General features: G+C 73.8%; 13 protein-coding genes. 8 read left to right on the plus strand and 5 right to left on the minus strand.

From position 1 onward, the window contains the following. From AB0A90_RS16330 to AB0A90_RS16345, 4 genes are read left to right on the plus strand one after another with little or no spacing between them, the layout of a single operon-like run. Positions 1-3,216 carry an ABC transporter permease gene (locus AB0A90_RS16330; RefSeq protein WP_357247734.1) on the plus strand — a complete coding sequence of 1,072 codons (3,216 nt, stop codon included), beginning with the start codon at positions 1-3 and terminating at the stop codon, positions 3,214-3,216. Then, positions 3,213-5,921, plus strand: a complete 2,709-nt coding sequence (locus AB0A90_RS16335) for an FtsX-like permease family protein (RefSeq protein WP_357247736.1) — start codon at positions 3,213-3,215, stop codon at positions 5,919-5,921. Before AB0A90_RS16330 ends, AB0A90_RS16335 begins: the two co-directional genes overlap by 4 nt. Position 5,922: 1 nt before the next feature. Next, positions 5,923-6,918, plus strand: a complete 996-nt coding sequence (locus AB0A90_RS16340; RefSeq protein WP_357247739.1) for an ABC transporter ATP-binding protein — start codon at positions 5,923-5,925, stop codon at positions 6,916-6,918. Between the two features lie 11 nt (positions 6,919-6,929). Further along, positions 6,930-7,655 (plus strand): ABC transporter ATP-binding protein, encoded by a 726-nt coding sequence (locus AB0A90_RS16345; protein WP_357248060.1) that lies wholly within the window; start codon positions 6,930-6,932, stop codon positions 7,653-7,655. 68 nt (positions 7,656-7,723) lie between these two features. Here AB0A90_RS16345 and AB0A90_RS16350 read toward each other — a convergent pair whose 3' ends face one another. Continuing rightward, positions 7,724-8,236 (minus strand): hypothetical protein, encoded by a 513-nt coding sequence (locus AB0A90_RS16350; protein ID WP_357247742.1) that lies wholly within the window; start codon positions 8,234-8,236, stop codon positions 7,724-7,726. 62 nt (positions 8,237-8,298) lie between these two features. After that, positions 8,299-8,751: a GNAT family N-acetyltransferase gene (locus AB0A90_RS16355; RefSeq protein ID WP_357247745.1), complete on the minus strand. Its 453-nt coding sequence runs from the start codon at positions 8,749-8,751 to the stop codon at positions 8,299-8,301. Between the two features lie 74 nt (positions 8,752-8,825). Here AB0A90_RS16355 and AB0A90_RS16360 point away from each other — a divergent pair, with 74 nt between their 5' ends. Next, complete coding sequence (locus AB0A90_RS16360) at positions 8,826-9,338, plus strand: potassium channel family protein (RefSeq protein ID WP_357247749.1); 513 nt, start codon at positions 8,826-8,828, stop codon at positions 9,336-9,338. Here AB0A90_RS16360 and AB0A90_RS16365 read toward each other — a convergent pair. Together AB0A90_RS16365 and AB0A90_RS16370 are read right to left on the minus strand one after the other, a co-directional pair. Next, entirely contained in the window at positions 9,265-10,908 is a 1,644-nt protein-coding gene (locus AB0A90_RS16365) for an alpha/beta hydrolase (RefSeq protein ID WP_357247752.1), read from the minus strand. The two genes, AB0A90_RS16360 and AB0A90_RS16365, sit on opposite strands and share 74 nt — an antisense overlap. Beyond that, complete coding sequence (locus AB0A90_RS16370) at positions 10,895-12,010, minus strand: ATP-dependent DNA ligase (protein ID WP_357247755.1); 1,116 nt, start codon at positions 12,008-12,010, stop codon at positions 10,895-10,897. The genes AB0A90_RS16365 and AB0A90_RS16370 overlap by 14 nt, the downstream gene beginning before the upstream one ends. Positions 12,011-12,145: 135 nt before the next feature. On the opposite strand from AB0A90_RS16370, the gene AB0A90_RS16375 reads away from it, so the two are divergent. The 3 genes from AB0A90_RS16375 (at position 12,146) to AB0A90_RS16385 (ending at position 13,371) form a co-directional block, all read left to right on the plus strand. Then, positions 12,146-12,358 carry a hypothetical protein gene (locus AB0A90_RS16375; protein WP_355029384.1) on the plus strand — a complete coding sequence of 71 codons (213 nt, stop codon included), beginning with the start codon at positions 12,146-12,148 and terminating at the stop codon, positions 12,356-12,358. Between the two features lie 96 nt (positions 12,359-12,454). Next, the gene (locus tag AB0A90_RS16380; RefSeq protein ID WP_357247758.1) at positions 12,455-12,880 is read left to right on the plus strand and encodes an SRPBCC family protein; all 426 of its coding nucleotides are present in this window, start codon (positions 12,455-12,457) and stop codon (positions 12,878-12,880) included. Further along, complete coding sequence (locus AB0A90_RS16385; RefSeq protein ID WP_357247761.1) at positions 12,871-13,371, plus strand: DUF1990 domain-containing protein; 501 nt, start codon at positions 12,871-12,873, stop codon at positions 13,369-13,371. The genes AB0A90_RS16380 and AB0A90_RS16385 overlap by 10 nt, the downstream gene beginning before the upstream one ends. Positions 13,372-13,375: 4 nt before the next feature. Here AB0A90_RS16385 and AB0A90_RS16390 read toward each other — a convergent pair whose 3' ends face one another. Next, the gene (locus AB0A90_RS16390) at positions 13,376-14,296 is read right to left on the minus strand and encodes a DNA-3-methyladenine glycosylase 2 family protein (protein WP_357247764.1); all 921 of its coding nucleotides are present in this window, start codon (positions 14,294-14,296) and stop codon (positions 13,376-13,378) included. Between the last annotated feature and the right edge of the window lie 83 nt (positions 14,297-14,379).

Consider the following 14,379-nt stretch of genomic DNA (forward strand, 5'->3'; position numbering starts at 1 on the left):
ATGAAGCTGGTGTGGAGGCGTGCCCGAGAGGCGCGAGGGTTGCTGGTCGCCGCGGTGATCGCGGCCCTGGTCGCCGTCGCGTTGGTCACCGGGCTGTCCGACTACAACCGTCGGGCGGTGGACGCCGGGCAGCGGGCGCTGGTGGCCGCCTCGCCGGCCGAGGAACGCGGCCTCCTGGTCACCGGGTCGGGCGGGCGCGACGCGGCCGAGTTCGCCACCCGCGACGGGGCGGTCCGCGCCGAGCTCGCCGACGGGCTGGCCGGCGTCCCGGTCGGCGTCTCGGTCGCCCGGTTCGGCACCGGACGGGAGCTGACCGGCTCGCTCGGATCCGTGCCCCGTACCGGCGACGAGCCCGTCTTCGCCAACCTGGCCACCCTCGACGACCTCGCCGCGCACGCGGAGCTGACCAGCGGAACCTGGCCACGCCCAGGGGCGAACCCGACCCAGGTGAGCCTCCCGGAGCGGGCCGCGGGTGCGCTGGGCCTCAGCGTCGGTCAACGCATCCCGGTCCGCGACCGGGCCACCGAACGGCGCAGTGAGCTGGTGCTCGCCGGCACCTGGCGGCCCCGCGACCCGGCGGACGCGTACTGGCTGTTGGCCCCCGGGGTGGGGACGGGCAGCGCGGGCTCCGGCACGTCGTACGGGCCGTTCGTCCTCGACCCGGCTGACTTCGCGGCCATCTTCCCCGGCTCGGTGTCGGCGTCCTGGCTCGTCGAACCGGATCTCGCCGGCGTCGACGCGGCCGACCTGCCCGCCGTGCGGAAGGCCCTCACCGAGGCGTCCGCGGCGGTGCCCGAAGCCGCCCAACTGGGCAGCTCCGGCCAGGCGGTGACCGAGATGCCCCAGCTGCTGGACCGGATGGGCCGCGCCGACCTGGTCGGCCGTTCCGCGCTGGCCACCCCGCTGCTGCTCATCCTGGTGCTCGGCGGGTACGCGCTGGTGCTCGTCGCCGCGCTCCTGCACGAGGACCGTCGCGCGCAGACCGCACTGCTGCGTGCTCGCGGCGCCGCCCGCCGACAGTTGGCCGGCCTGGCCGCCCGCGAGGCGACCCTGGTGGTCGCCCCCGCGGTCCTGCTCGCGCCGGTGATCGCCGGTGTGGCGCTGCGATTCGTCCGACCCGGCGGTGCCGAGCAACTGTCCAGCGCCGGCGGCAGCACCGTCCTGGTCTGGGCGGCCGCCGCCGCCACGGCCGCCGGCTGCCTGGTGGTCATGGTCGCCCCGACGCTGCGCGGCGCCGGCACGTACGTGGCCGACATGGCCGCCCGCTCCCGCCCGAACCGGGCGGCGAGCGTCCAGCGGGCCAGCGTCGACCTGGTGCTCGTGGCGCTCGCCGTGCTCGCCTGGGTGCAGCTGCGCCGGTACGCCTCGCCGCTGGCCGGCTCGGGCGGCCGGCTCGGTCTCGACCCGCTGCTGATCGCCGCCCCGACACTCGGGGTGCTGGCGGGTGCCGTGCTGGCGCTGCGGGTGCTGCCGCCAGTCACCCGGTTCGCCGAGCGGTTCGTCGACCGGCGGCCCTGGACGGCCACCATGTTCGGCATGTGGCAGGCCGGTCGCCGTCCGCACGCCGGCCCGGTGCTGCTGCTCGCCCTCGCCGTCGGTGGCAGCACCCTGGCCTGGTCCCTGATCAGCACGGGGGAGCGGTCCCAGGTCGAGCAGGCCGGGCACACGGTCGGCGCCGACCTGCGGGTCACCGAACGAGCCGGGGCCGCCCCCCTCACCCGGGCCGGTGAACTCGCCGCGCTGCCGGGCGTCCACCGGGTGTTGCCGGCGTGGCGGGACGACATCCGGGTCGGGCGGGCGGACCTGCCGGTGACCGTCGTCGGTATCGACCCGGCCAGCGCCCCCGGGGTCGTCCGACTCCCCGACCGTCTCAGCGATGATCCGGTGTCGGAGCAGTACCGGCGCATGATCCAGGCGCGCGGTGCCAGCGGGGGAGTCGAGCTGCCGGAGGGCACCCGGGCGGTCACCGGAACCGTCCGTACGCCTCTCGAACAACCCACCGAGCCTGTCGACGAACCCATCGAGCCGCACCGGATCGCGGTGACGCTGCTGTTCACCACCACCGACGGCCTCGCCTTCCGGCTGCCGGCGGTCGAGGCACCGAGCACCGGGGAGGCCACGCGGTTCACGGTCACGCTTCCGGACGTGGGCGAGGCGCGGCTGCGGCTGGCCGGCTTCGAGGCCGACGCCGGGTACGCGGCCGGCATGTCGTACCCGTTCCAGGTGCAGGGGTTGGCGTTCGTCGATGGTGGCGGTGCGACCCGGCCGGCGGAGCTGACCGGTGACTGGACGGTGACCTGGCCCGGTGGGCCGCGCGCGCCGGTGGAGTCGAGCGGCGCCGGGTTCGTCGCCAACCGTCCCATCCGGCTGATCGCCGAGGAGGGACGGCCGGACCGGCCGGAGGGCCAGTTCGTCGTCGTGCCGGGAGCGGCGAGCGCGCCGGTCGCCGGCGTCCCGGTGCTGATGACCCCCCGGGTACGCGAGGCGCTGAGCCTTCACCTCGGCGACACCGTCGAGCTGGCGCTCTCCGGGGTGACGCTGCGGGTCCACCTGGTCGGTGAACTGGAAGCCGTGCCGACGACCACCGGCGAGGGCGTACTGCTCGACCTGCCGGCGGCGGTCGACGCGCTTGTCGGATCCGGCGGGACGATCCGCCCGACACCGGAGTGGTGGATCGGCGCCACCGACGCGATGGCCGCCGCCGGGGCGGCCGAGGAGCTGCCGGGAGTCACCGTCCTCAACCGGGAAGCGGTGATCACGGCCGCGGCCGACGACCCGTACTGGCAGGGTTCGCGGACCGGGATGCTCGCCGCGGCGCTCGGCGCGGTGCTGCTCGCCATCGTCGGCCTGATGGTGGACGTCTGGGCGACCGCCCGACGCCGACTCAGTGAGTTCGCGGTCCTGCACACCCTCGGCGCCACGCCCCGACTGCTGGCTCGGGCGCTGCTAGCCGAACAGGCGTTCCTCGCCGGCATCGGCGTGGGGGTCGGTCTGCTGCTCGGCGCCGTGGTCGGAGCCACCATGGCCCCGCTCGTCATCCTCACCCCGGCCGCCGGTCGGCCGATCCCCCCGGCGACGTTCGCGCTGCCCTGGGTGCCGATCGGTCTGACCGCGGTCGGTCTGCTGCTGGCGGCGCTCGCCTTCAGCGCGTTCATCGCCTCCGGCATCCGGCAGCGGGTGGCGGCGGTACAGCTGCGAATCGGGGGAGAACGATGAGCGTCGGCGCGGTGGCCCGGCGGGTCCGGGTGTACGGCGGGCAGTTCCTCCTGCTGGCGGTGCTGACCCTGGTGGTCACGCTGCTGATCAGCGGCGTGCCCCGGCTGGTCAACCAGCTCGCCGAAGAGGGGCTCCGGGCGCAGTTGAACAGTGAGCTGCCGGCCCGGCGGGACCTCTCGTACAGCACCGCCGTGGTGACCGCCCCCGCCCTGAAGCCGGCGATGGCCTACGGCCGCGAGCGGTTCGACGCGCTGGCCGCGGGCCTGCCGCCGCAGGTGCGCTCGGCGGTGTCCGAGCGGTGGTACAACGTGGACGCGCAACCGGCCCGCGTGGTCGGCCCGGACCTCAAGGCCCGCGACCTGCTCGTCGACCTGGGTCTGCGCGGCATGCCCGGCGTCCAGGACGCCAGCACCCTCGTCGAGGGGGCGTGGCCGAGCGAGACGTACCTTCCCGACCGGCCGATCGAGGTGGCGCTCGACGCCGACGTGGCCGGCAAACTCAACCTGCGCACCGGAAGCCAACTGCGCATCGGCCGGGTCGATGAGCAGAAGCGTCTCCACGACGCCGTCCCGCTGACCGTGGTCGGGCTGTACCGCCCCGTCGACCGTACGAGCGGCATCTGGGACGGGCTGCCATCGATGCTCCAGATCATCCCACCGGAAGGGGACGCTCAGCCGTTCATCGCCTCCGGGGTCGTCGCCCAGTCGACCCTCGACAAGCGGGCCGCGGAGGGGTGGCCGATCCGGTCGAACTGGCGGTACCGGCTGGGCGCCGACAAGATCGATACGCGGCAGCTGGACCAGCTGATCGACGGCCTCCAGGAGACGCAGCTGCGTAGGCCTGCCGACCTCTCGCTGGCCCAGGGAATCGACATCCCGTTGCGCGCGTTCGCCGCCCAGGTCAACGCCGCCCGGACCCTGCTGGCGGTGATCGCGGCCGGCGTACTGGCCACGCTGGCCGGGCTGATCGTCCTCGCGGCGACCCTCGCCACCCGGCGGCGTCGGGCGGAGTTCGTGCTGATCCGGGCGCGTGGCGGTGGGAGCACGGCCGGCGCCCGACGCAGCCTCGCCGAGTCACTGCTGGTGGTGCCGGTCGCCGCCGCGCTCGGCTGGTGGCTGGGCACCCTGTTCCCGGGCGCCCCGGACCCGAGCACCCCGTACGCGATCGCCGCGACCGTGCTGGTCACCCTGGCCCTGCCGCTGGCCACGCTGGCCGTGCCGACCGGCGGGGCGTCGCGCCGAGACCTGGTCCGGATGCGCCCGTCGACCCGCCGGCTCACCGTCGAGGTTTCCGTGCTGCTGCTCGCCGTGCTCGCCGCGGTGCTGCTGCGTCGGCGCGGCCTCACCCTCGGTGAGGTGGACCCGCTGCTGGTGTCGGTGCCGGTGCTGCTCGCGATCGCCGCGGCGGTACTCGCGCTGCGGGCGTACCCCTGGCCGTTGTTGCTGGTCAGCCGGCTTGCCGCGCGGAGAAGGGGCAGCGTCGCCTTCCTCGGCACGGCGCGGGCCGGCCGGTCGTCCGTCGCCGCCCCGCTGGTTGTCGTGGTGCTCGCGATCGGCACCGCGGCGTTCTGCGCGGTCGTCGCCGCGGGCGTCGACGCGAGCCGGGACCGGGCCGCCGAACGGATCGTGCCCGCCGACGCGGTGATCCGAGGTGAACGCTTCGCTCCCGACACGATCGACGAGCTGGGTCGCCTGCCGGGGGTCCGGGCCGCCACCGGAGTGCTGTTCGCGTCCGACGAGCGGCTGGCAGCCGACGAACTCGGCACCGACCCGCGGCTCGAGGACACCGCCGTGCTGCTGATCGACGGCTCACGGTTGGCCGAGGTGGCCAAGCAGTCGGCCGTGGATCTGCCGCTACCGGCGGCGTTGCGCACCGCCCGGCCCGAATCGGGGCCGGTGCCGGCGATCGTCTCGCCGGCGGTCGCCGCCGACCTGACCAAGGCCGGACTGGACCGCTCCGCCTTCATCTCGGTGCAGAACCAGCGGTACGAGTTCCGGGTGGCCGGCAGCGAGGACAGTTTCCCCCTGCTGTCGGCGAACACCGACCGGTTCGTCATCCTGCCCTGGCAGGCGCTCCCGGCGCGCCCCACCTCGCCCGTGGCCACCAGCCTGCTGGTCGCCGGCGATCGGCTGGACGTCGAGGCGCTGCGCCGCGCCGGTGACGAGGGACAGTTGCGGTACCAGCAGCAGGGGGCCGTCACCGGGGGGCAACGCCCACTCGGGGTCGTCGTCGACACCCGGGCCGACGTCCGCCGGGATCTCGGCGCGGGCGGCGCGAACGGCGTACTGGCCTTCGGGTTCGTCGCCGGTGCCGTCGGTGGCTCGGTGCTCGGGCTGCTGGCCATCGCGTTCATCGTGCTGGCCGGCGCGCGGGCCCGCGGCCAGGTGCTGTCCCGGCTGCGTACCCTCGGCCTGTCCCGCCGGCAGTGGCGCGGGCTGCTGCTGGTCGAGCTGGCCCCGCTGGTCGGGGTGTCGGTGCTGACCGGCGCGCTCGTCGGTGCGGTGCTGCCCCTGCTGCTCAACCCGGTGCTCGGCCTGTCCGCGTTCACCAGTGGCATGCCGGTCCGGGTGGCCTTCGAGCCCGGCCTGGTGGCGGCGGTGCTCGCGCTCGGGGTGGTCGCCCTCGGCTTCGCGGTCGCCGTCGAGGCCCTGAACAACCGCCGGTTGCGCCTCGGTGAGGTGCTTCGGCTCGGAGAGGAGAGCTGAGATGACCGCTACCGCCCAGACTTCACTGGTGCCCGACCTGGCCTCCCTGCAACAGCGGGCAGCGCAACGCGCCGCCGAGCGGGCCGGCGGGCAGGACCGACTGCGCGGACACATCGTCTGCGACGGCCTGGTGCGCATCTTCAAGACCGAGGGGGTGGAGGTGGTCGCCCTGCAGGGACTCGACCTGGTCATCGACCGGGGGGAGCTGGTGGCGATCGTCGGCGCGTCCGGCTCGGGCAAGTCGACCCTGCTCAACATCCTCTCCGGCCTGGACACGCCCACCGCCGGCATCGCCCGGGTGGCCGACTACGACCTGCTCACGCTGTCCACCAAGCGTCGGCTGAGCTACCGGCGGGAACTGGTCGGCTTCGTCTGGCAGCAGACCGGCCGCAACCTGCTGCCGTACCTCACCGCTGTGGAGAACGTCGAGCTGCCGATGCAGTTGGCCGGCAAACGCGGCGGCCGGGCCCGCCGGGAACGGGCCCGGGAGCTGCTCGACATGGTCGGCGTGGGTTACTGCGCGGACCGCCGGCCGGGGCAGCTCAGCGGCGGCGAACAGCAGCGGGTCGCGGTGGCGGTGGCGGTGGCCAACGACCCGGAGGTGCTCTTCGCCGACGAGCCGACCGGCGAGTTGGACGAGGCGACCGGCGCCGAGGTCTTCGCGGCGCTGCGCACCATCAACGCCGAGCTGGGCGTGACAATCGTGGTCGTGACCCACGACCACGCCGTGGCCACGCAGGTCCGCCGGACCGTCGCGATCCGCGACGGCCGGACCGCCTCGGAGGTACGCCGAACCGCCCGGACCGACGCGGACGGCAACACCGAGCTGGTCAGCGAGGAGTACGCGGTGCTGGACCGCAACGGCCGGATGCAGCTGCCTGCCGCATTCGTCGACGCGCTCGCGCTGAAGGAGCGGGTCCGGCTCGACCTGGAGCCGGACCACGTGCAGGTACGGCCCGGCGACCGGGCCGCGGACGAGCGGGGAGCACGGGCATGAGTCAACGGGACATGGTGGTCACCGGTGCGGCCGGGTTCGACGGCGGAACCGCCGGACAACCGGTCGAGGTGGTCCGGGTCAGCGGTGTGAGCCGCACCTTCGGTCGGGGCGAGCACGCCGTGCACGCGGTGCGGGACGTCTCGTTCAGCGCCAACCGGGGCGAGCTGGTCGCCATCCGGGGCCGGTCCGGGGCCGGCAAGACCACGCTGCTGAACCTGATCGGCGGTCTCGACCGCCCGGACAGCGGTCAGGTGGTGGTGGCCGGGCACGAGGTGACCGCGGCCGGCGAGGCGGAACTCTTGCGGCTGCGCCGGGGCACCGTCGGGTTCGTGTTCCAGACGTTCGGGCTGGTGCCGATCCTCTCCGCCGCCGAGAACGTGGGCGTGCCGTTGCGGCTGGCGCAGGTGCCGGCCGCCGAGCGCGAGCAGCGGGTCGCCGTGCTGCTGGAGATGGTCGGCCTGGGCGGACACGCGGCCCAGCGCCCGTACGAGCTCTCCGGTGGGCAGCAACAGCGGGTCGCGGTAGCCCGAGCCCTGGCCAACGAGCCGGATCTGCTCATCGCCGACGAGCCCACCGGTCAGCTCGACTCGGAGACGGGCCGGTCCATCATGGACCTGCTGCGCGCGGTGGTGCACGCGCGCGGCATGACGGCGCTGGTGGCCACGCACGACCCGGCCCTGATCGACCTCGCCGACCGGGTGCTCATGTTGCGCGACGGCCGCCTGGTCGACGGCTGACCGCTGCGCCCTCGGCTGTGGCTCTGCGCCGTGGAGCGCGGGCCGTGGGCCGTGGGCTGCGAACTCGGTCAGCGACCCGGCGGTCGTAGCGCTTTCTCCGTCGTCGGGTTGGCCCGGCCGGCGTCCTTGCGGCCGTTGGGGAGGGCGCCGGCGAGCGGGATCAGCAGACAGCCCAGCAGGGCCAGCAGAGTGCCGATGCCCGGGCCGGTGCCGAGCAGATCGTCCTCGACGTAGGGGTCGTTGGCCTCGAAATACCAGAACACTCCGGTGAGGCTGCCGCAGGCGAGCACGTTGGAGACGAGCATGCCCAGGCTGGCCTGCCGCCACACCCAACGGGACGGACCGGGGTTGGCAAGTGACAGCACCGCGAACACGGCGCCGACCACCGCGAAGGGCAGCGCCCAGCCGATCACCTCGGTGCCCGGTGTGACATCGGTCCGCCCCGGGTAGACGCTGCGCCAGGCGGGCAACCAGAACGCGACGACGACCAGCAGGCCGCCGACCACCAAGAGAGCTGAGCCGATCAGTCGCCAGGGCGGGCGCGACGGTGCGGCGCTCTTGGCAATCGGCGTCCTGCTCATGACAGCGAACGTAATCCGGTCGGGCGAGCCCTGTTGCCCCGCCGGGCGGGCGTGACGGCGGGTCAGAGCGCGAGCTTCATGCCCTCGTGACTGGCCACGAAGCCGAGGCCCAGGTAGAAGCGGTGCGCGTCCGCGCGGGTCTTGTCGGTGGTGAGCTGCACCAGCGCGCAGCCACGCTGCCGGGCCTGGTCGACCGCCCAGGTCATCAGGTCCCGGCCCAGCCCCTGGCCGCGCCGGTCCGAGTGGACCCGGACCGACTCGATGAGCGATCGCTCACTGCCGTGCCGACCCAGGCCCGGGATGTAGGTGATCTGCAGGCAGCCGACCAGGTCGCCGGCCTGCTCCGCCACGATCAGCTGGTTGCGCGGGTCCGCGTCGATTGCCGCGAACGCCCTCTCGTAGGCCTCGTCGACCTCGGTGAAGTCGCGGGCCTTGCCCAGAACGTCGTCGGCGAGCAGGGCGATGACGCCGGGCAGGTCAGCCCGGACCGCCTCCCGGAAGATCACGTCGGTCATGCCGATGAGCCTGGCACAACGAAACCGGCGAATGGGCCGGCGCTGCTTGCGGGCAACGGGCAGCATGGGGCGCCATGGAGCTCCTGCTGCTGCCGTTCCGGTGGATCTACCGGGCTTTGGTGTGGTTCGCCAACTCGCCCCGCACGTTGATCACCTCGTACCTACTGATGATCGTGGTGGCCGGGATCATCTACGGCGAGGTCGAGCAGCGCAGCCCGGCCGACGCCGTCTGGTGGGCGGTGGTGACCGCCTCCACCGTCGGGTACGGCGACATCTCGCCGACCACCTGGGCGGGCCGGACGCTGGCCGCGCTGCTCATCTCGACAATGGTGCTGCTGGTCATTCCGCTGATCACCGCGCACTTCGCGAGCCGGCTCATCGTCGACGACAACGCCTTCGAGCACGAGGAGCAGGAGCAGCTCAAGGCCGACGTACGTCGGATGCGGGCGTTGCTGGAGGAACTGGCCAGCCGGCAGGGCATCGAGGTGCCCGCGTTGCCGCCATTCCAACCGGTCACCGGGCCGGGCAGCGCTTCCCTTCCGGTGGCACCGTCAGGTCGAGCAGGTAGGCGTCGACCGCGTCGGTGATGCAGGACGTCTGCGGGTACGCGGTGTGCCCCTCGCCCTCCCAGGTCAGCACCCGCCCGACGCCCAGCATCGAGGCGAGCCGCGGGGTCTGCTCGTAGGGCGTCGCCGGGTCGCCGGTGGTGCCGACCACCACGATCGGCGGTGCGCCGTTCGCCTTCCCGGTCGGGTACGGGTCACGCCCGCCCGGCCACTCGACGCAGCTCAGCATGCCGACCGCCAGCGCCGGCCCGAACAGCGGATATTTCCCCCGCCACTCGGACTGCAACTGCCGGATCTGCTCCCGGCTCGGCTTCTCCGTCTCGTCGGCGCAGTTGATGGCCAGGTTGGCGTCGAACAGGTTCGAGTAACGCCCGTCGTCGCCCCGGCCGGCGTACGCGTCGGCGAGCCGGAACACGTCCTTCGGATCGCCCTTGGCCAGCTTGTCGATCGCCTGGGCCAACTCCTGCCAGCCGGATTCGGTGTAGAGCGACGAGATGACCGCGTAGAACACCCAGCCGGCGGTGGCTTCCCGCCCGCCGGCGCCGCCTACCGGAGAGGCCTTGGCCTTGTCGATGGCCGTGGTGACCGCGGCCCGGGCGTCCGGGGCGATCGGGCAACGGCCGGCGTTCGCCGCGCACCAGCGGGTGAAGTTGGTGAAGGCCCGCTCGAAGCCGCGAGCCTGGCTCTCCGAACCCTCCACCAGCCGCTGCTGCGGGTCGACGGCCCCGTCGAGCACCAGCGCCCGCACCCGCTGCGGGTAGAGCTGGGCGTAGGTGGCACCGAGCAGGGTGCCGTAGGAGTAGCCCAGGTAGGTGAGCTTGTCGTCACCCACGGCGGCGCGCACCGCGTCCATGTCACGGGCAGCCTGCTCGGTGCCGTACAACGGCAACTGGTCGCCGTACCGGTCCCCGCAGCCGCGCCCGATGCGCTGGCTCAGGCCGACGAAGCCGTCGAACTCCGACTGGCTCGCCGGGTCCGGGTCGAAGCCGAAGCTGGCGTCCAGGTCGGCGTCGGAGATGCACTTCACCGGGCTGGACCGGGAGACCCCGCGCGGGTCGAAACCGACGATGTCGAAGCGCTCGGTGATCGAGGCGGGCAGCCCGCCGAACTGGGGACCGAACGACAGGTAGACGGCGGTGTCGACGCCGGAGCCGCCCGGACCGCCCGGGTTGACCACGAGCGAGCCGACCCGGTCGCGCTGCTTGGTGGAGCGGGCCCGCAGCAGGGCGATCTCGAAGGTCTCCCCGGCACCCGGGCCGGTGCTCGCCCCGCCGCCGGTGCCCCAGTCTCGGGGTACCGCGATCCGGGCGCACTCGTAGCGCATGTTGGGTGCGCCGCGCCCGACCAGGTCGTCGGGCACGTCCGGGCAGGGCCGCCAGGTGGGCGCGCTGCCGGTCGGCGCGGCCGCGCCCTCCACCTCGGTGCGTGGCGCGAACGCCGGCAGCGTGCAACCGGCGGTGAGCAGCGCCGTGACGACGAGGGCGGCCAGTGTGCGACGGACCCGGCGACTGGTCGCCAGCCGAAGCTGATGGGCGGTGCGGATCACGTGCTCCTCCGGGGTCGGGTCGACGGCCAGGCTACGCCGAGCCATCGGCGGCACGGTCCACGGTGGCCGCCGGGTCACCGCGCAGCACCTGGTCCACATCGAAGCGGATCGGCCGGTCGAGCTGGTCGTAACGGCACGACCGGGGGTCGCGGTCCGGGCGCCAGCGGACGAACCGGGCGGTGTGCCGGAACCGTTCGCCCTCCATGGCGTCGTAGCCCACCTCGACCACCAGCTCCGGGCGGACCGGCTCCCACTCCAGGTTCTTGGTGCCGGTCCACCGGCTCACCCCACCCGGGATGCGTTGGCCGCGCTCGTGGTCGCCGTGCACCCACGGATGCTCGCCGCCGATGTCCCGGTAGGGGGCCAACTCGTCGAGCAACTCGGCGCGACGGGCCATGGTGAACGACGCGCTCACCCCCACGTGGTGCAGGACCCCGGCGTCGTCGTAGAGACCGAGCAGCAGCGAGCCCACCACCGGGCCGGACTTGTGCCAGCGGAAGCCGGCCACCACCGCGTCCGCGGTGCGGGCGTGCTTGACCTTGGACATCAGCCGCTTGCCCGGCTCGTACGGCAGGTCGGCAGGCTTGACGATCAACCCGTCCAGCCCGGCGCCCTCGAACACGTCGAACCAACGGCGGGCGGTGTCGGGATCGGTGGTGACCTGGGTGACGTGCACCGGCGGGCGCACTCCGGCCAGCGCCTCGACCAACCGTTCGCGGCGGAGCGGGTACGGCTGGTCGAGCAGCGCCTCGTCGCCGATGGCCAGCAGGTCGAACGCGACGAAATCGGCAGGTGTGGTCTCGGCCAGCAGCTTTACCCGGGACGCGGCCGGGTGGATGCGCTGGGCCAGCAGCTCGAAATCCAACCGGGGTTGGCCGCTCGGCCCGTCGCGCCGGATGACGATCAACTCGCCGTCGACCGCGCACCGCTCGGGCAACTGCCGGCGGGCCTGGTCGACCACCTCGGGGAAATAGCGGGTCATCGACTTGCCGCCCCGGCTGGCCAGCTCGACCTCGTCACCGTCGCGAAACACGATGCACCGGAACCCGTCCCACTTGGGCTCGTAGGTCAGCCCGGAGGCGGTGGGAAGCTTGGCGACACTCTTGGCCAGCATCGGCTCGACCGGAGGATTGATCGGCAGGTCCACGGCGACCAGTCAATCAGACGGCACCGACAGTCGTGAGGCAGATCACCGTGGGCACCGGGGTGGCGTGTCCGCCCACGCGCCGCTCGTCCCGACCGGGCGAATCGAATATTCGCAGGTCAGAGCTACTTTCGCGAGGTGTCCGAGTGGGTCTGTGACTGCTGCGGGCGGTGGCGGGTGAGCGTCGAGCTGATCCGGGGCCGCTACCGCTACCGGCTGACCCGCCGCTATCCGCAGCGGTTCGGCGGCGGCCGGAACGTGCTCGGCGAGGTCGGTTCGGTGCCTGAGCTGGAGGAACTGCTGCGGCTGCGGACTCCGCTGAGCCTGGCCGACCTCCGCGAGGCCGCCTGATCCCGCCGGGGTTGCGCGCGGGTGTCACGATCCACCCGGCGGCCTTGTCCGCACCCGTGGGCGGTGCGCGACGGCACCGCCCAGGGAGGGGACGTCATGCGGTTCGAAGCCACGGCGGAGATCGTCGCCGACGCCGAGCAGGTCTGGGCGGTGCTTGTCGACGTGGAACGCTGGCCGGAGTGGACGGCCTCGGTGACCCGGGTCGAGCGGGGGGAACCGGAGCCGCTCGCCGTCGGCGCGACCGCCCGGTTGACCCAGCCGAAGCTGCGGCCGGCGGTGTGGCGGGTCACCGAGCTGACCGAGGGACGGGAGTTCACCTGGGTGTCCGACACCCCCGGGGTACGGACCCGTGGGGAGCACCGGCTGCTGCCGCTGCCCGACGGTCGTACCCGGGTCGAGTTGGCCATCGACCAGTCCGGGCCGCTGGCCGGCCTGATCGGCCGGCTGTACGGCGGCCTGCTCCGGCGCTACCTGCGCCTGGAGGCCGACGGTCTCAAGCGCCGGTGCGAGCAGTGGACCTGACGTACCCGGAGGTGGGGGCGACCCGGCACGGGCCGCTACCCGGCGGGTACCACCACCTGCGTCACCGGTATCCGTTGCCGGTCGGCTGCTTCGAGACGGCGGCCGAGGCGGTGCTGACGTGGCGGTTGCACCGCTCCGCCGGGGTCCGGATCCGCACCGACGCCCCCCGGGCCACCGAGGGTGTGCTGGTCAGCTCCGGCCTGGGCGTCGGCCCGGCCCGCATCTGGGGGTCGTGTCGGGTGATCTGGAGCGAGGAGTCGCCGGCACTCGCGGGCTTCGGCTACGGCACCCTGGCCGGGCACCCGGAGCGGGGCGAGGAGGCGTTCGTGGTCGGCCGCGACCACGACGGCGCGGTCTGGTTCGAGGTACGCGCGTTCAGCCGCCCGAGCCGCTGGTTCACCCGTGCCGGTGGCCCGGCGGTCCGTGCGGTGCAGCACGCGTACGCGTGGTGGCTCGGCCGTACCCTGCGCCGGCTCTGCGCCGGGCGGTGACCGTTCAGTACCGGGCAAACGAGCGGATCGTGGCGCGCGGACCGTACTTCGGCGCCCCGATGCCGGCGGCCCCCAGCAGCAGGCAGACCCGGCCCCGGTGCCCCCGGAACGGCTCCAACAGGGCCAACATCCGGGCGTCGTCGCCTCTGGGCTCGCCGGCGAGCGCCCAGGCCACCGTGTTCGGGACGTGGTAGTCGCCGACGCTCACCGCGTCCGGGTCCCCGTACGCGACCCGCACCACCTCGGCGGCCGTCCACGGCCCGATGCCCGGGATGGCGGTCAGTCGACGGGTGGCGTCGGCGGCGTCGGCGCTGCGCTCCAGCCGGTCGGCGAGCGCGGCGGCGCGGCGCAGTGTGTCGGCCCGGCGTTGTTCCACGCCGAACGGGTGGAACACCCAGTACGGGGTGGCGGCCACCGCGGCGGCCTCGGGCGGCAGCAGCAGCGACGGCGACGGGCCGGGCGCCGGCTCCCGGAAGTGCCGCACCGTCGCCGCGTACGCCCGGTACGCCTCCTTGACGGTGACCTTCTGCTCGAAGACGACGCGCAGCAGCCGGGGGAAGACCTGCCCGGTGCGGGGCATCCGCAGCCCCCGGTGCTCCCGAGCCAGCCGGGCCACCAGGGGGTGCGCCCCGGCCAGCTCGGCGAAGCCGGTCAGGTCGTCGTGCAGCCCGGCGATCGCGTCGGCCCGCGCCACCACGTGCGCGGCGCCCGGCCCGTAACCCTCGGCGAGCAGGTCACCGGCGGACGACCGCAGCGCCAGGGTGGCCGGCCCGTCCGGGGTGCGGGTGGCCCACCAGAAGGTGCCGCCGACAAACCGCGCGCACGGGTCGTACGGCGTGAAGGTCAGCGCGTGGACCGACGCCGCCAGCCGGTAGCCGACCGGCGGGCGCAGCACCCGGGTCGCGGCGGGTTCGGTGTCGGTCACCCCACTACTTTGCCAGGTCGCGGCGTGGTCACGGCCACCACCGGCCCCCACGGGTACGACGGTGGCCGGTCGCGCCCTCCCCG

This window comes from Micromonospora sp. NPDC049204 (genome assembly GCF_040647935.1).
Lineage (GTDB): Bacteria > Actinomycetota > Actinomycetes > Mycobacteriales > Micromonosporaceae > Micromonospora.